Annotated in this window: 15 protein-coding genes and 1 pseudogene; 1 reads left to right on the forward strand and 15 read right to left on the reverse strand. The window is 73.1% G+C overall.

Going from position 1 to position 22130, the window contains the following annotated elements; genetic code table 11:
* Positions 1-99: pseudogene (locus tag ACIGXM_RS06225) on the forward strand (ATP-binding protein); the annotation flags it as partial.
* Between the two features lie 48 nt (positions 100-147).
* Here the strand turns inward: ACIGXM_RS06225 and cimA are convergent.
* The 15 genes from cimA to gatC all read right to left on the reverse strand — a co-directional run bounded on the left by cimA (position 148) and on the right by gatC (position 22029).
* On the reverse strand, positions 148-1758 hold the full coding sequence (cimA, locus tag ACIGXM_RS06230; protein WP_396557416.1) for a citramalate synthase: 1611 nt from the start codon (positions 1756-1758) through the stop codon (positions 148-150).
* 418 nt (positions 1759-2176) lie between these two features.
* Positions 2177-3289 carry a branched-chain amino acid aminotransferase gene (locus ACIGXM_RS06235; RefSeq protein WP_396557418.1) on the reverse strand — a complete coding sequence of 371 codons (1113 nt, stop codon included), beginning with the start codon at positions 3287-3289 and terminating at the stop codon, positions 2177-2179.
* A 178-nt stretch (positions 3290-3467) separates the two neighbouring features.
* On the reverse strand, positions 3468-4505 hold the full coding sequence (locus ACIGXM_RS06240) for a 3-isopropylmalate dehydrogenase (protein WP_396557420.1): 1038 nt from the start codon (positions 4503-4505) through the stop codon (positions 3468-3470).
* Positions 4506-4573: 68 nt separating this feature from the next.
* Entirely contained in the window at positions 4574-5143 is a 570-nt protein-coding gene (locus ACIGXM_RS06245; RefSeq protein ID WP_396557422.1) for a Uma2 family endonuclease, read from the reverse strand.
* A 126-nt stretch (positions 5144-5269) separates the two neighbouring features.
* Entirely contained in the window at positions 5270-8635 is a 3366-nt protein-coding gene (locus ACIGXM_RS06250; protein ID WP_396557423.1) for a S8 family serine peptidase, read from the reverse strand.
* Positions 8636-8846: 211 nt separating this feature from the next.
* A complete protein-coding gene (locus ACIGXM_RS06255; RefSeq protein WP_396558395.1) occupies positions 8847-9017 on the reverse strand; it encodes a hypothetical protein in 171 nt (56 codons plus the stop codon).
* A gap of 283 nt (positions 9018-9300) precedes the next feature.
* Positions 9301-10893: a phosphoglycerate dehydrogenase gene (gene serA / locus ACIGXM_RS06260; protein WP_396558321.1), complete on the reverse strand. Its 1593-nt coding sequence runs from the start codon at positions 10891-10893 to the stop codon at positions 9301-9303.
* 301 nt (positions 10894-11194) lie between these two features.
* Positions 11195-12190, reverse strand: coding sequence for a ketol-acid reductoisomerase (gene ilvC, locus ACIGXM_RS06265; protein ID WP_396557425.1), 996 nt, complete (start codon positions 12188-12190; stop codon positions 11195-11197).
* 99 nt (positions 12191-12289) lie between these two features.
* Positions 12290-12814 (reverse strand): acetolactate synthase small subunit, encoded by a 525-nt coding sequence (gene ilvN, locus ACIGXM_RS06270; RefSeq protein WP_396557427.1) that lies wholly within the window; start codon positions 12812-12814, stop codon positions 12290-12292.
* A gap of 32 nt (positions 12815-12846) precedes the next feature.
* Positions 12847-14700, reverse strand: a complete 1854-nt coding sequence (locus ACIGXM_RS06275; RefSeq protein ID WP_396557429.1) for an acetolactate synthase large subunit — start codon at positions 14698-14700, stop codon at positions 12847-12849.
* 291 nt (positions 14701-14991) lie between these two features.
* Entirely contained in the window at positions 14992-17949 is a 2958-nt protein-coding gene (locus ACIGXM_RS06280; RefSeq protein WP_396558323.1) for a putative bifunctional diguanylate cyclase/phosphodiesterase, read from the reverse strand.
* 464 nt (positions 17950-18413) lie between these two features.
* Complete coding sequence (gene gatB, locus ACIGXM_RS06285; protein WP_396557431.1) at positions 18414-19916, reverse strand: Asp-tRNA(Asn)/Glu-tRNA(Gln) amidotransferase subunit GatB; 1503 nt, start codon at positions 19914-19916, stop codon at positions 18414-18416.
* Between the two features lie 80 nt (positions 19917-19996).
* Positions 19997-20236: a hypothetical protein gene (locus ACIGXM_RS06290; protein WP_396557433.1), complete on the reverse strand. Its 240-nt coding sequence runs from the start codon at positions 20234-20236 to the stop codon at positions 19997-19999.
* Entirely contained in the window at positions 20233-21726 is a 1494-nt protein-coding gene (gene gatA / locus ACIGXM_RS06295) for an Asp-tRNA(Asn)/Glu-tRNA(Gln) amidotransferase subunit GatA (RefSeq protein WP_396557435.1), read from the reverse strand. Before gatA ends, ACIGXM_RS06290 begins: the two co-directional genes overlap by 4 nt.
* A gap of 6 nt (positions 21727-21732) precedes the next feature.
* The gene (gene gatC / locus ACIGXM_RS06300; RefSeq protein ID WP_030302932.1) at positions 21733-22029 is read right to left on the reverse strand and encodes an Asp-tRNA(Asn)/Glu-tRNA(Gln) amidotransferase subunit GatC; all 297 of its coding nucleotides are present in this window, start codon (positions 22027-22029) and stop codon (positions 21733-21735) included.
* Positions 22030-22130 lie beyond the last annotated feature (101 nt).

Here is a 22130-nt window from a genome sequence, read left to right on the forward strand (position 1 = left end):
GACACCCCCATCATCACCCTCGACGCCCGCCGCCGGGACAGCGCCAAGAGCGCCCTCATCACCCTCGTCGAACACGCCCTCCTCGCCCGACTCCGGTAGGCCGGTACACCGTGCCGGGGGGCTCCCGTCGGAGCCCCCCACGGTGCGTCAGTCCTCCGGCTGCAGGCCGGCCTTGACCAGGGTGTAGCTGTACGCGTCCTCAAGTGCCTTCCAGGAGGCCGCGATCACGTTGTCGGCGACCCCCACGGTGGACCAGGTGCCGGTCCCGTCGGCCGACTCCACCAGGACCCGGGTCCGCGACCCGGTGCCGTGCTGGCCCTCCAGGATGCGGACCTTGTAGTCCACCAGCTCCAGGTCCGCCAGCTGCGGGTAGATCCTCTCCAGCGCGGTGCGCAGCGCCCGGTCCAGCGCGTCCACCGGGCCGTTGCCCTCCCCGGTGGCGACCATCCGCTCGCCCTTGGCCCAGAGCTTGACAGTCGCCTCGTTGCCCGCCGAGCCGTCCGGCAGCTGCTCGCTGATGGTCCGCCAGGACTCCAGGGTGAAGAAGCGCTCCCGGCTGCCCCGCACCTCGTCGCGGAGCAGCAGCTCGAACGAGGCGTCGGCGGCCTCGTAGGTGTAGCCCAGGCTCTCCTGCTCCTTGACCCGGGCGACCACCCGGCCGACCAGGTCGCGGTCGGCGGACAGGTCGTAGCCCAGTTCCCTGCCCTTGAGCTCGACCGAGGCCCGCCCCGCCATGTCGGACACCAGCATCCGCATGGTGTTGCCGACCAGCTCGGGGTCGATGTGCTGGTAGAGGTCGGGGTCCACCTTGATGGCCGAGGCGTGCAGACCGGCCTTGTGGGCGAAGGCCGAGACCCCGACGTAGGGCTGGTGGGTGGAGGGGGCCAGGTTGACCACCTCGGCGATGGCGTGCGAGATCCGGGTCATCTCGACCAGGCTGCCGGGCGGCAGCACCCGCCGGTCGTACTTGATCTCCAGCGCGCCGACCACCGGGAAGAGGTTGGCGTTGCCGACCCGCTCGCCGTAGCCGTTGGCGGTGCACTGCACGTGGGTGGCCCCGGCGTCCACCGCGGCCAGCGTGTTGGCGACCGCGCACCCGGTGTCGTCCTGGGCGTGGATGCCGATCCGCGCGCCGGTGCTCCGGACCACGTCCGCGACGATCTCCCGGACGTCGGACGGCAGCATCCCGCCGTTGGTGTCGCACAGCACGACGACGTCGGCGCCGGCCTGGTGCGCGGTGCGGACCACGGCCAGCGCGTAGTCGCGGTTGGCCCGGTAGCCGTCGAAGAAGTGTTCGCAGTCGATGAAGACCCGGCGGCCCTGGGCCCGCAGGTGGGCGACGCTGTCCCGGACCATCTCCAGGTTCTCGTCCAGCGTGGTGCGCAGCGCCATCTCGACGTGCCGGTCGTGCGACTTGGCGACCAGGGTGATCACCGGCGCGCCGGACTCGACCAGGGCCCGCAGCTGGGGGTCCTGGGCGGCGCTGCCGCCGGCCCGCCGGGTGGCGCCGAAGGCGACCAACTGGGCGTGCCCGAGATCCAGCTCGGCGGCGGCACGGGCGAAGAACTCGGTGTCCCGGGGGTTGGCGCCGGGCCAGCCGCCCTCGATGAAGCCGACCCCGAACTCGTCCAGATGCCGGGCGATGGTCAGCTTGTCGGCCACCGTCAGGTTGATGCCCTCCCGCTGCGCGCCGTCGCGCAGGGTGGTGTCGAAGACATGGAAGCTGTCATCGGGGTGACGTGCACTGCCGTCGGTCATGGCCCTGGTTTCTCCGTTTCGGGGGCACTGCGAATGCCGGACATCCCGGTTCCACTGTTCCACCATCCCGCGCGCCACCCGGAATCCGGCGCCGCCGGGTGGGCGGGGCCGGAGGGCCGGGTCCGTCCCGGTCGGCACGGGTGGGCCGGACCGGGGTAAAACAAAAGACCTCTCGCGGGTGCGAGAGGTCTGCGCGCGGGTCGGCAGTCGCCCGGCGCCCGTGGAGGGCGCGGGGAACTCGCTCCGCGAAGGGGTGCTGCGAAGCGGTCACTGCGAACCGGCGCGCCTGCTGCCAATAATGAGCGCGAGCGAGGTCACGGTGGCAGTCTGGCACACCATCCGGAGTGCGGCCTCCGCGTCCCGGATCGCGAGACGGGCGGGTCGGCCGGCCCGCCCGTCTCGCACCGCCCACCCGGGCTCAGGCGATCGGGTGCAGCCAGCCGTGGGTGTCGGGCGTCTGACCGCCCTGCAGGGCCAGCAGCGACCTGCGCAGCTCCATGGTGACCGGGCCGGGCTCGCCGCTGCCGACGGTCCAGTCGGCGCGGGCGGACTTGACCGAGCCGACCGGGGTGATCACGGCGGCGGTGCCGCAGGCGAAGACCTCGGTGAGGGTCCCGTCGGCGCAGCCCTGCTTCCACTCGTCGGTGGAGATCTTCCGCTCCTCGGTGGCGTAGCCGAGGTCGGCGGCCAGGGTGAGCAGCGAGTCACGGGTGATCCCGGGCAGCAGCGCGCCGGAGAGCGCCGGGGTGACGATCCGGGCGTCCTTGCCCTCGCCGAAGACGAAGTACAGGTTCATCCCGCCCATCTCCTCGATCCACCGGTGCTCGGCGGCGTCGAGCCAGACCACCTGGTCGCAGCCCTGCTGGGCGGCCTGGGCCTGGGCGACCAGCGAGGCCGCGTAGTTGCCGGCGCACTTGGCGGCGCCGGTGCCGCCGGGCGCGGCCCGGACGTACTCCTCGGAGAGCCAGACCGAGACCGGCTTCACGCCACCGGGGAAGTAGGCGCCGGCCGGCGAGGCGATGACCACGAACAGGTACTCGTTGGCCGGCCGGACACCCAGGCCCACCTCGGTGGCGAACATGAACGGGCGCAGGTAGAGGCTCTGCTCGGGCGCGCTCGGCACCCACTCGCGGTCCTGCTGGACCAGCAGCTCCACGGCCCGGACGAAGGTCTCGGTGGGCAGCTCGGGCATCGCCAGCCGGCGGGCCGAGGCCTGGAACCGGGCGGCGTTCGCCTCCGGGCGGAAGGTCGCGATCGAACCGTCCGCCTGGCGGTAGGCCTTGAGTCCCTCGAAGATCGACTGCGCGTAGTGCAGCGTCATGTTCGCCGGGTCCATCTCCAGCGGCGCGTAGGGCGTCAGCTGGGCGTCGTGCCAGCCACGACCCTCGGTCCAGCGGATGGTGACCATGTGGTCGGTGAAGATCCGGCCGAAGCCGGGGCTGGCCAGCCGGGCCTCGCGCTCCGCCGCGGGCAGCGGGTGCGCGCAGGGCTTGAGCTCGAACGTGATGGGCGCCTGGGTGGGCGTGGTCATAGTTCAGTCCTTCACCGTGGGGTTGGTCTGGGCCGCGACCGGTGTCCGCCACGGGTACGAGAACGCACGACGGCACGGCCCACTGTTGATGGTCGCATCTCAGGGGCCGTGCCGAACAGCTGTGGGATTAGCGCATCGGATTACCGCATCGGACTACCGCGCGTGCTCAGCCGGCCCGTCAGCCGGCTACTCGGGCCGCGAGCGCGTCGCCGACCTGCGAGGTGCTGCGGGTGCCGGTGCGCTCGGCCAGGTCGGCGGCGACCGCCGCCTCCACCTTGGCCGCCTCGGCCGTGAAGCCCAGGTGCTCCAGGAGCATGGCGACCGACAGCACGGTGGCGGTCGGGTCGGCCTTGCCCTGGCCGGCGATGTCCGGCGCCGAGCCGTGCACCGGCTCGAACATCGACGGGAAGTCACCGGTCGGGTTGATGTTGCCGCTCGCCGCCAGGCCGATGCCGCCGGTGACGGCGGCTGCCAGGTCGGTCAGGATGTCGCCGAACAGGTTGTCGGTGACGATCACGTCGAACCGCTCGGGCTGCGTGACGAAGAAGATCGTCGCCGCGTCCACGTGCAGGTAGTCGGTGCTGACCTCGGGGAACTCCTGGCCGACCTGCTGGAAGATCCGGCTCCACAGGTGGCCGGCGTGCACCAGCACGTTGTTCTTGTGGACCAGGGTGAGCTTCTTGCGCGGACGGGCGGCGGCCCGGCGGTAGGCGTCGCGGACCACCCGCTCGATCCCGTAGGCGGTGTTGAGGCTGACCTCGGTGGCCACCTCGTGCTCGGTGCCGGTGCGCAGCGAACCGCCGTTGCCCACGTACGGGCCCTCGGTGCCCTCGCGGACCACCACGAAGTCGATCTCGGGCGAGCCCGCCAGCGGCGACCGCACCCCGGGGAACAGCTTGCCCGGGCGCAGGTTGATGTGGTGGTCGAAGGCGAACCGCAGCTTGAGCAGCAGCCCCCGCTCCAGCACCCCGGACGGCACCGAAGGATCGCCGATCGCGCCGAGCAGGATGGCGTCCTTGGTCTTCAGCTCCGCCAGCACGCCGTCCGGCAGCGTCTCGCCGGTCCGGTGGTAGCGGCGGGCGCCGAGGTCGTACTCGGTGGCCTCCACCTTCACGTCGGCCGGGAGCACCGCGGTGAGCACCTTGAGCCCCTCGGCCACGACCTCCTGGCCGATGCCGTCACCGGGAATCACTGCGAGACGAAGGTTGCGTGCCATGCGCCAGACCCTACTCCGCGTCCCAGCCCCTGACACCCATCGTCCACCATACGGACGCTGAGGGTGGGTCAGCGGAAGGTGAGGTCGATCTCCAACGGGAAGGGGTGGTCGAGCTTGAGCACGTCGTGGTGGATGGCCGGGACGCCGTACGCCCTGGTGGCCGGGTCGAGCTCGTAGCAGTAGACCACCGCACGGCCCTCGTCGTTCTCCACCCGCCAGAAGTACCGGATGCCCGCGGCGGCGTACTTGCGGGGCTTGGCGTCCCGGTCGCGCTCGACGGAGTCGGGGGAGACCACCTCGACGGCGAGCAGGACGTCCTCGGGCAGGAAGGCGGTCTGCTCGAGGCCGGTACGCGCCTCGGCCCGCACCACCACCAGGTCGGGCTCCGGGCGGTTGCGCGGCCCCAGCACGACGGTCATCTCCTGCCACGCCTCCCAACCGGGCGGTACCGCCGATGCCAGACCATTCCTCAGAAGGTTCATGGCCCAGCTGTGGAAGATCGTCTGCGGGCTCACGAAGACCAGGCTCCCGTCGATCAGCTCCGTGTGCGGAGGCAGGTTCGGGAGCCGGTCGAGATCCTCGGCCGTCCAGCCTCCGATCGGAGGCGTCGGCCATTCGGGGTGCGGTGCGACGCTCATGGTTACTCCCATACCGGGATTCTCGCGGCCGACTTCAGGCTACCCGCGGGCTTCCCCGTCCGATCACCCGAACGAGCAGGCACGGCGGCGCACCGCGGGGGCGCGCCGGACGGGCGCGCGCCGGGGTCACTGCACGGTCAGCAGTTGGGCACGGCGGCCGTCCGGGTTGAGGTGGTGGACCAGCAACAGGCGGGCCGGGGCGGGGTTGGTGCGGCGGACGATCAGGGTGGTGCCGGGGCGTTCGGGAGCGACGATCGCGGCCGGCCCGGCGAGGCCGGCGCGGAGCTCGACCGCGGGGTGCCGGACGTCGATCTCCAGGCTGGGCCGGGAGCCGGCGAAGCCGATCGAGGAGAGCGCGTCCGCGGGGTCGGGCGAGCCGCCGGGGTGGCCGGTCCAGACGGCGTAGCGGATCCGGCTGGCGTCCGACCGCAGCCGGGGCAGCGCGGAGAGCCGGACCGGCAGCACCACGGTGTCGCTGTCCAGCAGGTCGGTGTCGGTCTCGCCCCAGCGCGCGTCGAGCGGCTGGACGTCGAGCTGACGGCCGGTCCGGGCGTCCACCGTGCGGGCCACCAGCACGTCGCTGCCGGGCAGCCGGTCGGCCATCACCACCGCGTCGGCCACCCCGTCCCCGTCGGTGTCCAGCGAGACCCGGACGGCCGTGAGGCCCACCGGTGCGGCGGCCGGCGCCCAGCTCACGGCGGCCAGGTAGAGGGTGCCGGGGTCCAGCGGCCCGCCGCCCGCCCCGGCGGCGGCCTCGCCGACCGCCGGCAGGTCGGAGGCCGCGCCGACCGCCCGCAGGTCGGCCGACCGTTCACCGGGCCGCTCCGCGCAGTGCTGGCCGGACTGCCCGGCCGCCGGGCAGTCCGGCCAGCGCGCCCCCTCGCCGCCCAGCTCGAAGCCGCTGATCAGCCCGGTCGGTCCGCCGGCCGCGGTGGCCGCGCCCCGGCCGGTCACGGTGAGCGGGGTGTCCACCGGGCCGCTCCCGGGCCCGCCGGACCGCGGTGGCACCGCGCCGGCGGTGGCCGTCAGCTCGGAGGCGGCGCGCGGCGCGGCCAGCAGCGGGACCCGCAGTTCCGACCCGGCCGGGCCGACCGGGCTGAGCACCACCCGCCCGGAGAGCTCCCCGCGGTAGGCCCGGGCCCGGCCGCCCTGGGTGAGCGTGAGGGTCGGGTCGGGCACCCGGTCGAGCGGCCCGGGTACCGCCAGCGTGACGGTCAGCCGGGCGCTCCCACCGGCCGGCACGGTCAGCCGGCCGGGCGACAGCTCGATCCGCGCACCCGGCAGCTCGGTCGCCGCCCGGTAGCCGCTGGTGTACTCGACCGGCGCGGCCGAGAGGTTGTGCACCTCGACCTCCCGGCTGAGCCGGAGCGGCCCGGTGACCGGCAGCGGCCCGAAGGAGACGCCGACCGCCCCGGCCCGCTCCCCCACCGCGTAGGCGACGGCCGGGGTGGTCACCGCGCGGTCCGCCCGGACCCGCCCGGCGCCGGCCCGCTCGGGCCCGTGGACCGGCCCGGAGTGGTCCGGGCCCGCCCAGGTGTCCCCGGCGGTGTTCATCAGCGCGGCCTTGATCTGCTCCACCGTCCAGTCGGGGTGGGCGGCCCGGACCAGCGCGGCGATCCCGCTGACGTGCGGGGCCGCCATGGACGTCCCGTCGTCCCGGGTGCCCTGGCCGCCGCTGCCGGCCAGCGCCGACCAGATGGTCTCCCCGGGTGCGGCCAGGTCGGGCTTGACCAGCCCGGGCACCCCGATCCCGCGCGAGCTGAAGTCGGTCAGGGTGTCCACCCGCCCGGGCTGGTCCTGGGCGACCGCGCCGTGCGGAGGGCTGCCGGCGCCGGCCAGCCCGACCCGCACCTCCCCGGTCGCGGCGGCCTGCCGCAGCCGTTCGCCGTCGGCCGGGGCGAGGATCGCCTCGGGGATCCGGTCGTCGCCGGAGATCTCGCCGAGCTGGTCGCCGTCGGCGAGCAGCAGCGCGCCCAGCGCGCCCGCGTCCGCGGCGTGGTCGGCGCGGGCGGCGGAGCCGCAGGCCCGCTCGGCGTCCCGGGTCTGCCAGGCGAGCAGCGCGATCCGGCCGCGCAGCCGGGCGGCGTCGGCCCGGGAGAACGGCGCGCAGCCGTCCTCCTGGTCGGCCGGCGCGGCCAGCGGGCCGGCCACCTCCCGGCCGCTCCAGTCCCGGTAGTCGGCGCTCCGGTGGACCGGCACCAGCCCGGCCAGCGCGGGCGGGGAGAGCACCCGCACGCCGTCCGCGTCCCCGTGGCCGTCGACCGAGGCGGCCACCGCGACCACCCGGGCGGCGACCCCGGGGCTGCCCCCGACCCCGTAGACGTCGCCGTCGTTGCCGGCCGAGGCGACCACCACCGTGCCGGCTTCGGCGAGCCTGTCGGCGGCGAGCGCGTCGGCGTCGTCGGGGTCGCCGAAGCGGCTGCCGAGCGAGAGGTTGACCACGTCGAGGCGGTCGGCGAGGTCGCCGTTCTGGCCGGGGTCGGCGGCCAGGTCGAGGGCGTGCGCCAGTTGCTCGGTGGAGCCCTGGCAGCCGAACACCTTGATCGCGTAGAGCTTGGCGCCGGGCGCGGCACCGGGGCCGACCCGGAAGCCGGCCGGGTCCAGGCCGGGGCGGTAGGGGCCGTGGTACGTCCGCCCGTCCGCGCTGACGCCGTAGCCCGCGGCGGTGCCGGCGACGTGCGTGCCGTGGCCGTTCCGGGCGCAGTCCAGCGGGTTGGGGCCGGGGTGCGGTACGGGCTGGAAGGCCGCCGCGCCCGGGTCCGGGTCGTAGTCGTCGCCGACCAGGTCCTGCCCGCCGACCACCTTGGCGTTCGGGAAGAGCGCGGGCGGGGCGGGCCGGCCGGGGTCGACCGAGTGGTAGGCCGCCTCGGTGCCCGGACCGCCGAAGTCGGCGTGGGTGTAGTCGATGCCGCTGTCGATGATCCCGATGGTCACGCCCTCGCCGGTGCCGCCGGGCAGGCCGGCCCAGACCGCGGGCGCGCCGGTGAGCGGCACGGAGTGGGCGTTGGCGCGCTGCTTGGGCGCGATCGGGTGCACGGCCCGGACGCCGGGGCGGGCGCGCAACGCGGCCAGCCGGTCGACGGGCGCGTTCACGGCGAGGCCGGTGACCAGGGTCCGGGTCCGGTAGAGCACCCGGACGTCCGGGCCGAGCCCGCGCTCCAGCCGGTCCAGCGCCGCGTCCGCCCGGCCGTGCTGGTCGCGGCCCGCGGTGGCGGCGGCCCGCCGCACGGCCGGTGCCGAGCGCAGCTCCCGCCGGGCCCGCTCGGCGGCCCGCCGCCAGACCGGGGCGACGGGTTCGGTGTCCAGTTCGAGCAGCACGGTCTGCCGGGCGGCCGGCCGCGGCACGGTCTGCGCCACCAGCCGCCCGGCCGCCACCGACCCCGCCGGCGGGGGCCCGGGCGGTGGCAGTGCGACGAGTGCGGCGGGTCCGGCCAGCAGCGCCAGGGTGAGCCCGATCCGCGGGGCCCGGGGGCGGGACGGTCGGTTGCGCACAGCGGCCTCCCCCGGAGGGGCGGCCTGATCCGCACACGAGCGCCGCGCGGCCTCGCGTCGCCCGCGCCCTGCGGACGTCGATCACCCTTCCGGAGGCCTCAAATTACGATCATCGCGCCGGTGCCGGCCACCGTCGTCACCCGCCCGGCCGACCGCGTCACCCCATGGAGTGACGTCGAGTCAGGCCGAACGGGTGACGACTGAGCTGACGTCAGCAGTGGCCGGTCTCACCGCCGTTGTCCCGACGGTCGAGTGAGCGCTGCAGCGCCGCCGCGGCGGCCGTCGGGTGCGGCTCGGTCCGGTGGCGCCGGCGGCGCGCCGGCGCGGCGGGGCGCCCGGTCTCGGGGGCGTGGCGGGTGAGCAGGGCAGCGGTGGAGGGCATACCGGACTCCTTCGGTTCACGGGGGAGCGAGTGAGAGGAGGGGGTACGCCAGGCGGGGGTCACCCGCCACGATGCGTACGGCACGCACGGGCCGGGTACTCCGGGCGACTGGTGGGGCCGGGAGGGCGGCTGACCGTGCGGCTCTTTCACGGTACGCCCGCGCCCCGCGAGCTGTCTGCACGAGTAGTTGGATTTCCTACTATCTGAGACGGTGGGTCACCCGGAACGAGCGGAGCCCGCCCCCGACAGGGGGCGGGCTCCGCTGCGCCGTGCGGGAGGACCGTCAGCCGAGGTCCACCGAGCGGGCGAACTTGGCGCCGATCTCGCTGGCGATCTCGGCCAGCACCTCCTGCGGGATCTCGCTGTCCACGGTGAGCGAGGCGAGCGCGTCCTGGGAGGCCCCGACCCGGGCGACCTGCATGCCGGCGATGTTGATGCCCGCGTCGCCGAGAATCCGGCCGAGGGTGCCGACCACGCCGGGCCGGTCCTCGTACTTGAAGAAGGCCATGTGGTCGGTGAGCGCGACGTCCACGTCGAAGGTGTCCACGCCGACGATCTTCTGCTGCTGCTTCGGGCCGGCGAGGGTGCCGGAGATGGCCACCTCGGTGCCGTCGGCCAGGGTGCCGCGCACCGTGATCACGTTGCGGTGCTCGGGGCTCTCGCTGCTGGTAGTCAGCCGGACCTCGACGCCGCGCTCCTGGGCGAACAGCGGGGCGTTGACGTAGGACACGGTCTCCGCCACCACGTCCTCGAACACGCCCTTCAGTGCCGAGAGTTCGAGCACCTTGACGTCGTACTGGGTGATCTCGCCGCGGACCTCGACGTCGAGCCGGACGGCCACCTCGCCGGCCAGCGCGGTGAAGATCCGGCCCAGCTTCTCGGCCAGCGGCAGACCCGGCCGGACGTCCTCGGCGATCACGCCGCCCTGGACGTTGACCGCGTCCGGCACCAGCTCACCGGCCAGCGCGAGGCGGACCGACCTGGCGACCGCGATGCCGGCCTTCTCCTGCGCCTCGTCGGTGGAGGCGCCCAGGTGCGGGGTGGCCACCACGTTGTCGAAGGTGAAGAGCGGCGAGTCGGTGCACGGTTCCTTGGCGTAGACGTCGAGCCCGGCGCCGGCCACCCGACCCTCGCGCAGCGCGGCGGCCAGCGCGGCCTCGTCCACGATGCCGCCGCGGGCCGCGTTGACGATCCGCACGGTCGGCTTGACCTTGTGCAGCGCGTCGTCGCCGATCAGGCCGATGGTCTCCGGGGTCTTCGGCAGGTGCACGGTGATGAAGTCGGAGCACTCCAGCAGCTCGTCCAGCGTGACCAGCTTGACGCCCATCTGGGCCGCCCGGGCGGCCTGGATGTAGGGGTCGTAGGCGACGATCTTCATCCCGAAGGCCGACATCCGCTGGGCGACCAGCACGCCGATCCGGCCGAGGCCGACCACGCCGAGGGTCTTCTCGGCGAGTTCGACACCGGTGTACTTGTTGCGCTTCCACTCCCCGGCCTTGAGCGCGGAGTTGGCCGGCGCGATGTTGCGCGCCACCGAGATCAGCAGCCCGCAGGCGAGCTCGGCGGCGGTGACGATGTTGGAGGTCGGCGCGTTGACGACCATCACGCCGGCCTTGGTGGCGGCGGCGACGTCGACGTTGTCCAGGCCGACACCGGCCCGGGCCACCACCTTGAGCCGTTTGGCGGCGGCCAGCGCCTCCGCGTCGACCTTGGTGGCGGAACGGATCAGGATGGCGTCCACGTCCGCGATGGCGGTCAGGAGCTCGTTGCGGTCCGCTCCGTCGCAGTGCCGGATCTCGAAGTCCGGCCCCAGGGCGTCAACGGTGGCGGGCGACAGCTCTTCGGCGATCAGCACGACGGCGCTTCGGGAGGTCACAGTGCTCACGACAGTTTGTCCTTACTGTCCGGATACTCCCCCACCGCTCGGCACGTGGGTGGCATGGCCGGCACGGAACTCCGGCTGGCGCTGGGGGTGTTGGTGGCATGCCGCGTAGGTAGACGCACGACGCTGTGGGCCTTGACGCGCACTCGGAAGTCTATCGACGGACGGGGTGATTTCCTGTGCCCGTGCGGCGAAATCACCCGCACGGGATCCGCCGGGGTGTACACCCGCGGCGGGCACGCCGCCGGGGGCAGGTCCCGTTCCGGACCTGCCCCCGGTCGACCGCACGGCCGGATCAGGCGTCCTTGACCCAGCTCATCAGCTTGCGCAGCTCCTTGCCGGTGGTCTCCAGCAGGTGCTCGGAGTCGGCGGTCTTGTACTCGTTGTACTTCGGCAGACCGGCCTTGTACTCGGCGATCCAGGTCTTGGCGAAGGTGCCGTCCTGGATCTCCGCCAGGACCTTCTTCATCTCGGCCTTGGTGGCGTCGGTGATGATCCGCGGGCCGGTGACGTAGTCACCCCACTCGGCGGTCTCGGAGACCGACCAGCGCATCTTCTCCAGGCCGCCCTCGTACATCAGGTCGACGATCAGCTTCAGCTCGTGCAGGCACTCGAAGTAGGCGATCTCCGGCTGGTAGCCGGCCTCGACCAGGGTCTCGAACCCGGCCTTGACCAGGGCGGCGGTGCCGCCGCACAGCACGGCCTGCTCACCGAAGAGGTCGGTCTCGGTCTCCTCGGTGAAGGTGGTCTTGATGACGCCGGCCTTGGTGCCGCCGATGCCCTTGGCGTACGACAGCGCCAGCGCGAACGCCTTGCCGCTGGCGTCCTGCTCGACGGCCACGATGCACGGGACGCCGCGACCCTCCTCGTACTGGCGGCGGACCAGGTGGCCCGGGCCCTTCGGGGCGACCATGCAGACGTCCACGTCCGCCGGGGGCTTGATGAAGCCGTAGCGGATGTTCAGGCCGTGGCCGAAGAAGAGCGCGTCGCCCGCCTTCAGGTGCGGCTTGATGTCCGCCTCGTAGACGTCGGCCTGGATCGGGTCCGGCACCAGGATCATGATCACGTCGGCCTCGGCGGCGGCCTCGGCCGGGGTGACCACCCGCAGGCCGGCCTCCTCGGCGGCGGCCCGGGACTTCGACTCCGGCTTCAGGCCGACCCGGACGTCCACCCCGGAGTCGCGCAGCGACAGCGCGTGGGCGTGGCCCTGGCTGCCGTAGCCGATCACCGCGACCTTGCGGCCCTGGATGATGGACAGGTCGGCGTCGTCTTCGTAGAACAGCTCGGCCACGGTGGAACTTCTCCTTGCGTGATGTCGCGTAGGTGCTCAGGCCACCGTACGCGCGAGGGGTGGGGGGTTGGTGAGATCCGCTCAGGTGGTGAGACGCGATCAGGCGCTGCGGTCGAGCGCGCGCAGCGAGCGGTCGGTGATCGACCGGGCACCGCGCCCGATCGCCACCAGGCCCGACTGCACGAGCTCCTTGACGCCGTACGGCTCCAGCATCCGGAGCATCGCCTCGAGCTTGTCCGAGCTGCCGGTGGCCTCGACGGTGACGGCGTCCGGCGACACGTCCACGGTCTTGGCGCGGAAGAGCTGCACGATCTCGACGATCTGGGACCGGGTCTCGTTGTCGGCCCGGACCTTGACCAGGACCAGTTCCCGCTGGATCGCAGCGGACTGGTCGAGCTCGACGATCTTTATCACATTGACCAGCTTGTTGAGCTGCTTGGTGACCTGCTCCAACGGCAGGTCCTCGACGTTGACCACGATGGTCATCCGGGAGACGTCCGGGTGCTCGGTCGGGCCGACGGCGAGGGAGTCGATGTTGAAGCCCCGACGGGAGAACAGCGCGGCGATGCGGGCGAGCACGCCGGGCTTGTTCTCGACCAGGACGGAGAGCGTGTGCTTGGACATGTGGTTTCTCTCTATCGGGACGGTCGGGGCGCTCAGTCGGTGTCGTCGCCGAAGTCGGGACGGACGTCGCGGGCGAAGAGGATCTCGTCGTTGCTGGTGCCGGCCGCGACCATCGGCCAGACCATGGCGTCCTGGTGGACGATGAAGTCGATCACCACCGGGCGGTCGTTGATCTCCATCGCCTGCTTGATCACCGCGTCCAGGTCCTCCGGCCGCTCGCAGCGCAGGCCGACGCAGCCCATCGCCTCGGCGAGCAGGACGAAGTCGGGGATCCGGGTGCCCTGCGGCGGCGGTGCGACTCCGTCGTGCTCGGGGCCGGCGTGCAGCACGGTGTGCGAGTAACGCTGGTTGTAGAAGAGGGTCTGCCACTGCCGGACCATCCCCAACGAGCCGTTGTTGATCACGGCGACCTTGATCGGGATGTTGTTCAGCGCGCAGGTGACCAGCTCCTGGTTGGTCATCTGGAAGCAGCCGTCACCGTCGATCGCCCAGACCACGGCGTCCGGCCGGCCCGCCTTGGCTCCCATCGCGGCCGGCACGGCGTAGCCCATGGTGCCCGCGCCGCCCGAGTTGAGCCAGCTGGCCGGCTTCTCGTAGCTGATGAACTGCGAGGCCCACATCTGGTGCTGGCCCACGCCGGCGGCGTAGATCGCCTCCGGGCCGACCAACTGGCCGATCCGCTCGATGACCTGCTGCGGCGACAACTCGCCGGCCGGGGCCGGCTCGTAACCCAGCGGGTAGGTCTTCTTCCAGGCGTTGAGCTTCACCCACCAGTCCGCGTAGTCGCCCTTGCGGCCGGCCTCGTGCTCGGCCTGGACCGCGACGATCAGGTCGGCCAGCACCTCGCGCGCGTCGCCCACGATCGGCACGTCGGCCGGGCGGTTCTTGCCGATCTCGGCCGGGTCGATGTCCGCGTGGACCACCTTGGCGTACGGCGCGAAGCTGTCCAGCTTGCCGGTGACCCGGTCGTCGAACCGGGCCCCGAGGGTGAACAGCAGGTCCGCCTTCTGCAGCGCGGTGACCGCGGGGACGCTGCCGTGCATGCCGGGCATCCCCAGGTGCTGCGGGTGGCTGTCCGGGAAGGCGCCCAGTGCCATCAGCGTGGTGACCACCGGCGCGCCGGTCAGCTCGGCCAGGATCCGCAGCTCGGCGGTGGCACCCGCCTTGAGCACCCCGCCACCCACGTACAGCACCGGACGCTTCGAGGCGACCAGCAGCTTGGCCGCCTCCCGGATCTGCTTGGCGTGCGGCTTGGTCACCGGCCGGTAGCCGGGCAGCGAGGTCTCCACCGGCCAGCGGAAGGTGGTGGTGGCCTGCAGCGCGTCCTTGGCGATGTCCACCAGGACCGGACCGGGACGGCCGGTGGCGGCGATGTGGAAGGCCTCGGCGATCACCCGGGGGATCTCGGCCGGGTCGGTGACCAGGAAGTTGTGCTTGGTGATCGGCATCGTGATGCCGCAGATGTCCGCCTCCTGGAAGGCGTCGGTGCCGATCGCCTTGGAGGCGACCTGGCCGGTGATCGCCACCATCGGCACCGAGTCCATGTAGGCGTCGGCGATCGGGGTCACCAGGTTGGTGGCACCCGGCCCCGAGGTGGCCATGCAGACCCCGACCCGTCCGGTGGCCTGCGCGTAGCCGGTGGCGGCGTGGCCGGCCCCCTGCTCGTGCCGGACCAGGATGTGCCGGACCTTCACCGAGTCCATCAGCGGGTCGTAGGCGGGCAGGATCGCGCCGCCCGGGATCCCGAAGATGGTGTCCGCACCCACGGCCTCGAGAGAGCGGATGAGCGACTGCGCTCCGGTCATCGTCTCGACCACAGCGTGGGCGCCTTGGGACGGGGCGGCCGGGGTGTCCCCGCGGCGGGGGGATGCCGTGTGCTCAGTCATCTGCCTGTCTCTTCTCGGATTGTGCCGGCCCGGGCCCGAGGGTGCTGCCGGGTGGGCCGGTCGCCGGATGCCTGTCCGTTTCTTCCCATTTTCGGTCGATTCGGATGGGCGGTACAGCGGTGGTCCAGCGGAATGAGTGCAACAAAAAACCCCTCGTGCCCAGGGCATGCGAGGGGTGGCGCGTCGGTCTGCAACGAGTCGGGCGTGACAGCCCGCTCAGCCGACGCGCCCGCCAAGTACGAGAATTCGGGTGCGCATGGCACCGACCTTCCTCCTGCGCGACGGCCAGTGTCAAGCGGGCGGGATCACCGTCTCGCCATGCGGACCCGTGCTGGAACCGCCTCCCGGGCCCGCCACCGGCCGCCGTTCCGGCAGGTCCAGCGGCCCGTGGTGGTGCGCCAGCCGGCCCGGGCCGGATTGCGGACGACCACCCGAACGGGCGTCGGCGGCGGCCAGGTAGGCCCGCCGGGCGGACATCGCGCCGACCGGCCGGGGCAGCGGGTAGAGCCGGCGGGCCAGCGCCCGACGCAGCCGGTACTCGTCCAGTGGCTGCGCGAAGGCCAGGCCCTGCCCGTGCCGGCAGCCCAGCTCCTGGAGCACCGTCACCTGGCGCGGCTGGTCCACCCCTTCCGCACCGGTGACCAGCCCGAGGTCCCGGCCGAGCCGCAGCGCGTGGCCGGCCAGCGCCCGGCTGCGCGGCGAGTCGGCCACCTCCTGGACCAGCGAGCGGTCCAGCTTGAGCGCGTCGAACGGCAGCCGGGCCAGCGCGCCCAGCGAGCCGCCGCCGGCCCCGAAGCCGGCCACCGCGGTGCCCACGCCGAGCCGGCGCAGCGCGGCCAGCCGCCGGCCCAGCTCGTCCGCCATGCTGTCCGGGCCGGTCCGGGCCAGCTCGATCACCAGCTGGCCGGGCGGCAGGCCGGTGTCCCGCAGTGAGCCGGCGATCGTCTCGTACACCCCCGGCGAGCAGAGCCGCTCGGCGGTCAGCCGGATCCAGACCGGCACGGCGGTGGACCGGAACCGGCCGCCGTCCCGGCGCACCGCGGCCTCCGCGACCGCCTGCTGGAGCAGCCAGCGGGAGAACCGGGCGGCGGCGTCACCGTGGTCGGCGCTGCCCAGGAACTCGGCGGGGGTGAGCAGCAGGCCCTGCGCCGAGCGCCAGCGGGCCAGCGCCTCGACCCCGGTGACCGCGCCGCTGCGCAGGTCCACCACGGGCTGGTGGAGCAGCGCGAAGCTGCCCTCCCGGACGGCCAGCCGCAACCGGTCCTCCAGCTCCCGGCGGCGCTGCACGTCGGCCCGCATCGCCGGGCTGTAGAGCACCACCTGGCCCTTGCCCTGGGACTTGGCCTGGTACATCGCGAGGTCCGCGTTGCGCATCAGCTCGTCGGCCAGCTGGCCGGGCTCGACCGGCACCCGGCGGCCCAGCGGGTCCGGTTCGGCGGGCCCGAAGGCGATCCCGATGCTGGCGGCCACCCCGAGTTCGGAGCCGCCGATCCAGTAGGGCTCGGAGAGCGCCCGGCGCAGCCGCTCGGCCAGCTCCTGCACCTGCGAGCGGCCGGGCGGGCCACAGACCAGCACGGCGAACTCGTCGCCGCCGAAGCGGGCCACCGTGTCGCCGGAACGGACCGCGCCCTGCAACCGGCGGGCCGCCTGCACCAGCAGCTCGTCGCCGGCCTGGTGGCCGGCGCTGTCGTTGACCGCCTTGAAGCCGTCCAGGTCGAGGAAGAGCACCGCGAGCGAGCCGACCGCCTCGTAGCTGTGCTCGCGCGGGCCGTCGCCGCCGCGGTTGCCCAGCGCGGTCCGCAGCCGCTCGGCGAAGAGCGCCCGGTTGGGCAGGTCGGTGAGCGGGTCGTGGAACGCGTTGTGCTGCAACTGGGCCTGCAGCCGGACCCGTTCGGTGACGTCCCGGCTGTTCAGGATCAGCCCGTCGCGGTACCGGTTGACGGTGGACTCCACGTGCACCCACTCGCCACCGCCGGCCCGGATCCGGCACTCCACCCGGGCGCTGGGCTCGCTGCGGGCCGGTGCGTGGGTCAACTGCCGTGCCAGGCGCCGGCTTCGGGCCAGGAACCGGCGCACCTCGCCGACCACCCGGTCGGCGTCCTCCGGGTGCACCAGGTCCAGCAGCCGGCCGCCCACCAGCTCCTCCGGGTCGCGGCTGTAGACCCCGAGCGCGGCCGGACTGACGTACGAGAGCACGCCGTTGGCGCCCGTGATCATGATGACGTCGCTGGAGCCCTGCACCAACGAGCGGAAGTGCGCCTCCTTCTGGGCCAGTTCCTGGGCCAGCGAGAGGTTGTCCAGCAGCATGATGCCCTGACGGACGATCAGTGCGAGGCCGACGGTACAGGCGACCACGATCACCACCCGGTCCATCGGGTGACCTCCGAGGGCGTTGTAGAGGATGCCCGCGGTGCAGACCGAGGCGGCGGCGTACGGGGTGAGCGCGCTGAAGGTCGAGGCGACCCGGCGACGCGGCGCCCCACCGGCCGAGGGGTGTTCGCGACTGGGCTGGCGCCGCCGCCACTGCGCCGACCAGGGCGCGAACGCGAGCAGCAGGCTGCCGGCGAACCAGCCGGCGTCCAGGAAGCCGCCGGAGTGGTAGCCCTTGCGCAGCGCGGGCGAGGTGAACAGCGCGTCGCAGATCACGGTGACCGCCAGGCCCAGCATCGCGGTGTGCACCGCGGCCCGGTTGCCCTCCCGGCTGCGGAACCGCAGCCCGACCACCAGCGAGACCATCAGGATGTCCAGCACCGGGTAGGCGAGTTTGAAGGCCAGCCGGAGCGGGTCACCACCGGTCTCGCCGTGCGCGGTCCGGCCCAGTGCCAGGCTCCAGCTCAGTGTGAAGAGCGAGCCCGCCACCAGCCAGGCGTCCAGCAGCAGGCAGAACCAGCCGGCCGCGCCGCGCGGCCGCTGGGCCAGCACCAGCAGGCCGGTGACGGCCAGCGGGGCGAACAGCAGGAAGGCGAAGGCGGCCGGGGAGTCGGCCGGTTGCTGGGCCCGGCCGAGCACCACCTCGTACCAGCCCCAGGTGCCGTCGCCGAACGCCACCACCAGCGAGGAGAGGCCGAACAGCAGCCAGGCCGGCCGGGCCGGGCCGGGCACCGTGCAGCCGTGCGCCAGGCAGGAGAGCGCGGCCGCGAGCGCCGCGCCGGCCAGCCCGAAGTCCCCCATGAACGCCGCGAGTCCGGGCGATCCCCAGCCCACCGCGGCGCCCAGCGCGTAGACCAGGCAGCCCAGGACGAGCAACAGACCGGGCAGGCGGTTACCGGCCGGCGCTCCACCCCGCCCCGGCGGACCCGGCCGGGGCGGCCGCCCCACCGGAGCGGAGCCGGGGCGCGGGGAGAGGCGGACGGCGGACGGACACGCAACGGTGGACGGCACGGCTTCGGCGGGGTTCACCCGGCACCTCCCCCTCCAGCCCGAGGCTTGGCCACAGCGGGACCCCGCACCCGTGTTCCCAGCCGGGACACTGCACCACTTCGGTCACTCAACGACACGCACACTCAACTTAGAGTAATGGTCCGAGAGTAGGGATATGCACCCGCTTCCACCAGATCGGCCCGGTTGGCCGTAGCGCACATGACGAAGCATGCGCGCCGGGGCGTGTGCGTCGATGCGCCGGGCCACGCGCCGCCCGCGGGCCTTGGCGGCATGCCGAACGGCTCGTGGCCGCCCCGACGCGGGGGCGGCCACGAGCCGTTGGAGGGCCGTGACTACTGGCCGAGGCGCTCCAGGATCAGGTCCTTCACCCGGGCCGCGTCGGCCTGGCCACGGGTGGCCTTCATGACCGCGCCGACCAGCGCGCCGACCGCGGCGATCTTGCCGTCGCGGATCTTGTCGGCCACCGCGGCGTTCTCCGCGATCGCCTGGTCGACGGCGGCACCGAGCGCGGAGTCGTCCGAGACGACGGCCAGGCCGCGGGCGGCCACCACCTCGTCCGGCTCGCCCTCGCCGGCCAGCACGCCCTCGATCACCTGGCGGGCCAGCTTGTCGTTGAGCTTGCCCTCGGCGACCAGCGCGCAGACCCGGGCCACCTGGACCGGGGTGATCGGCTGCTCGGAAAGCTCGGTGCCGGTCTCGTTGGCGCGCCGGGCCAGCTCGCCCAGCCACCACTTGCGGGCCTGGTCGGCCGGGGCACCGGCGGCGATGGTCTCCAGGATCGGCTCGACCGCGCCGGCGTTGAGCACCGACTGCATCTCCTTGTCGGAGAGTCCCCACTCGGCCTGCAGCCGGGCCCGGCGGACCCGGGGCAGCTCGGGCAGCGCGGCCCGCAGCTCCTCGACCCACTCCCGGGCCGGGGCGATCGGGACCAGGTCGGGCTCCGGGAAGTACCGGTAGTCCTCGGCGTTGTCCTTGATCCGGCCGGAGGTGGTGGTGCCGTCGTCCTCGTGGAAGTGCCGGGTCTCCTGGATGATCGTGCCGCCGTCGGTCAGCACCGTGGCGTGCCGCTGGATCTCGAACCGGGCGGCCCGCTCGACCGAGCGCAGCGAGTTGACGTTCTTGGTCTCCGAGCGGGTGCCGAAGGTCTCGGTGCCGTTCGGGCGCAGCGAGAGGTTGACGTCGCAGCGCATCTGGCCCTTGTCCATCCGGGCCTCGGAGACGCCCAGCGCCTTGATCAGCTCGCGCAGTTCGGCGACGTACGCCTTGGCGACCTCGGGGGCCCGCTCGCCGGCGCCCTGGATCGGCTTGGTGACGATCTCGATCAGCGGGATGCCGGCCCGGTTGTAGTCCAGCAGCGAGTGCGAGGCGCCGTGGATCCGGCCGGTCGCACCGCCGACGTGGGTAGACTTGCCGGTGTCCTCCTCCATGTGGGCGCGCTCGATCTCGACCCGGAAGACCTCGCCGTCCTCCAACTGCACGTCGAGGTAGCCGTTGAAGGCGATCGGCTCGTCGTACTGCGAGGTCTGGAAGTTCTTCGGCATGTCCGGGTAGAAGTAGTTCTTCCGCGCGAAGCGGCACCACTCGGCGATCTCGCAGTTCAGCGCCAGGCCGATCTTGACCGCCGACTCCACGCCGACCGAGTTGACCACCGGCAGCGAGCCGGGCAGGCCCAGGCAGGTCGGGCAGACCTGGCTGTTCGGCTCGGCCCCCAGCTCGGTCGAACAGCCGCAGAACATCTTCGTCTTGGTGCCCAGCTCGACGTGGACCTCCAGGCCCATCACCGGGTCGTACGACGCGAGGGCGTCCTCGAACGAGACCAGGTTCATGACGCTCACAGCGTCCCTTCGTAGCTCAGAGAAGTTCGGGGGGTGGGTCCGGCCGCGCCGCCGGGGCTACGGCCGGACCCGACGGGCGGTCAGCCCGCCAGCACGTCGTCGCTGCCGAGCTGCTTGAGCTCGCGCAGCAGCAGCGCGGTGCTGGTGACCAGGGCCAGCGCGCCGATCACGGCATTGGCCAGGAGCAGCTTGTCCTGCTCGCTGCGCGCCTTGCGGACGTCCTTGGCGATGCCCAGGGCGCCGAAGGCGCTGGTACCGATGGACAGCCAGAGACCGGGCTTCGTGTGCTTGAAGCCCTTGGCCTTCTCGATCTTGCTCACAGTGCCGGTGCCTCCTCCAGCAGGGGGTGCCCCCACTTGTCGTTGAGTGCGGCCTCGACGGCGCCGCCCACGCGGTACAGGCGGTCGTCCGCCATCGCGGGTGCGATGATCTGCAGGCCGACCGGGAGATTGTCCTCCGGGGCCAGACCGCAGGGCAGCGACATGGCCGCGTTGCCCGCGAGGTTCGAGGGGATCGTGCAGAGGTCCGCCAGGTACATCGCCATCGGGTCGTCGGCGCGCTCGCCGATCGGGAAGGCGGTGGTCGGAGTGGTCGGCGAGATCAGCACGTCGCAGGTCGCGAAGGCCTCGTCGAAGGCGCGCGAGATCAGTGTCCGGACCTTCTGCGCCGAGCCGTAGTACGCGTCGTAGTAGCCCGAGGACAGCGCGTAGGTGCCCAGGATGATCCGGCGCTTGACCTCGGGGCCGAAGCCGGCCTCCCGGGTCAGCGCGGTGACGTCCTCGGCCGAGCGGCTGCCGTCGTCGCCGACCCGCAGGCCGTAGCGCATCGCGTCGAAGCGGGCCAGGTTGGAGGAGGCCTCGCTGGGCGCGATCAGGTAGTAGGCCGGCAGCGCCAGGGTGAACGACGGGCAGGAGACCTCGACGACCTCGGCGCCCAGCTCGCGCAGCAGCTCCACGCTCTCGTCGAAGCGCTGCATCACACCGGCCTGGTAGCCCTCGCCGGCGAACTCCTTCACCACGCCGATCCGCATGCCGCGCACGTCACGCAGCTTGGCGGCCTCGACCAGGGCCGGGACCGGCGCGTCGATCGAGGTGGAGTCCAGCGGGTCGTGGCCGGCGATCGCCTCGTGCAGCAGCGCGGCGTCCAGCACCGTGCGGGCGCACGGGCCGCCCTGGTCCAGCGAGGAGGAGAAGGCGACCAGGCCGTAGCGGGAGACCGAGCCGTAGGTGGGCTTGACGCCGACCGTGCCGGTGACCGCGCCGGGCTGGCGGATCGAGCCGCCGGTGTCGGTGCCGATCGCCAGCGGGGCCTCGAACGCGGCCAGCGCGGCCGCCGAGCCGCCGCCGGAGCCGCCGGGGATCCGGCTGAGGTCCCACGGGTTGCCGGTCGGGCCGAAGGCGCTGTTCTCGGTGGAGGACCCCATGGCGAACTCGTCCATGTTGGTCTTGCCGAGGATCACCACGCCCGCGTCCTTCAGGCGGGTCGTCAGGGTGGCGTCGTACGGCGGGAGCCAGCCCTCGAGGATCTTGGAGCCGCAGGTGGTCGGCACGCCCTTGGTGGTGAAGACGTCCTTCAGCGCGAGCGGGACGCCGGCCAGCGGGCCGAGCTCCTCGCCCCGGGAGCGCTTCTCGTCCACCGCGCGGGCGGCGGCCAGCGCGCCCTCGGTGTCCACGTGCAGGAAGGCGTTGACCTTCTTGTCGACGGCCTCGATCCGGTCCAGGTGGGCCTGGGCCACCTCGACGGCGCTGACCTGGCCGGTGGAGATCGCGGCGGCGGTCTCGGCGGCCGTGTACTTGATCAGGTCGGTCATGGTGGTTCAGTCCTCCCCGAGGATCTGCGGGACCCGGAAGCGCTGCTCCTCGGCGGCCGGGGCGCCGGCCAGCGCCTGGTCCGGGGTGAGCGACGGCCGCACCTCGTCCGCGCGCATGACGTTGGTCAGCGGCAGCGGGTGGGAGGTCGGCGGGACGTCCTGTCCGGCGACCTCGGAAACGCGGGCGACCGCGCCGATGATCACGTCCAGCTGCTCGGCGAAGTGGTCCAGCTCCTCCGCCTGCAACTCCAGACGCGACAGCCGGGCGAGGTGGGCGACCTCCTCGCGCGTGATGCCAGGCATGCAGCGATCCTCAAGGTGAGTTCTGGTGAGGCCGGGCACCTACGGGTGGCCGGCCCGGGACGGGGACCGGCGGCTGGGTCGCGCGCTGGTCTCCGTCCTCT

The organism is Kitasatospora sp. NPDC052896 (assembly GCF_044547075.1).
GTDB lineage: Bacteria > Actinomycetota > Actinomycetes > Streptomycetales > Streptomycetaceae > Kitasatospora.

What these genes read in the sequence shown, in the direction of transcription:
- ACIGXM_RS06245 (WP_396557422.1), bottom strand. Translation starts at nt 5,143, where the DNA reads ATGAGCGTCGCACCGCACCCCGAATGGCCGACGCCTCCGATCGGAGGC.
- cimA (WP_396557416.1), bottom strand. Translation starts at nt 1,758, where the DNA reads ATGACCGACGGCAGTGCACGTCACCCCGATGACAGCTTCCATGTCTTC.
- ilvN (WP_396557427.1), bottom strand. Translation starts at nt 12,814, where the DNA reads ATGTCCAAGCACACGCTCTCCGTCCTGGTCGAGAACAAGCCCGGCGTG.
- ACIGXM_RS06235 (WP_396557418.1), bottom strand. Translation starts at nt 3,289, where the DNA reads ATGACCACGCCCACCCAGGCGCCCATCACGTTCGAGCTCAAGCCCTGC.
- gatA (WP_396557435.1), bottom strand. Translation starts at nt 21,726, where the DNA reads ATGACCGACCTGATCAAGTACACGGCCGCCGAGACCGCCGCCGCGATC.
- ACIGXM_RS06255 (WP_396558395.1), bottom strand. Translation starts at nt 9,017, where the DNA reads ATGCCCTCCACCGCTGCCCTGCTCACCCGCCACGCCCCCGAGACCGGG.
- ACIGXM_RS06240 (WP_396557420.1), bottom strand. Translation starts at nt 4,505, where the DNA reads ATGGCACGCAACCTTCGTCTCGCAGTGATTCCCGGTGACGGCATCGGC.
- ACIGXM_RS06275 (WP_396557429.1), bottom strand. Translation starts at nt 14,700, where the DNA reads ATGACTGAGCACACGGCATCCCCCCGCCGCGGGGACACCCCGGCCGCC.
- gatC (WP_030302932.1), bottom strand. Translation starts at nt 22,029, where the DNA reads ATGCCTGGCATCACGCGCGAGGAGGTCGCCCACCTCGCCCGGCTGTCG.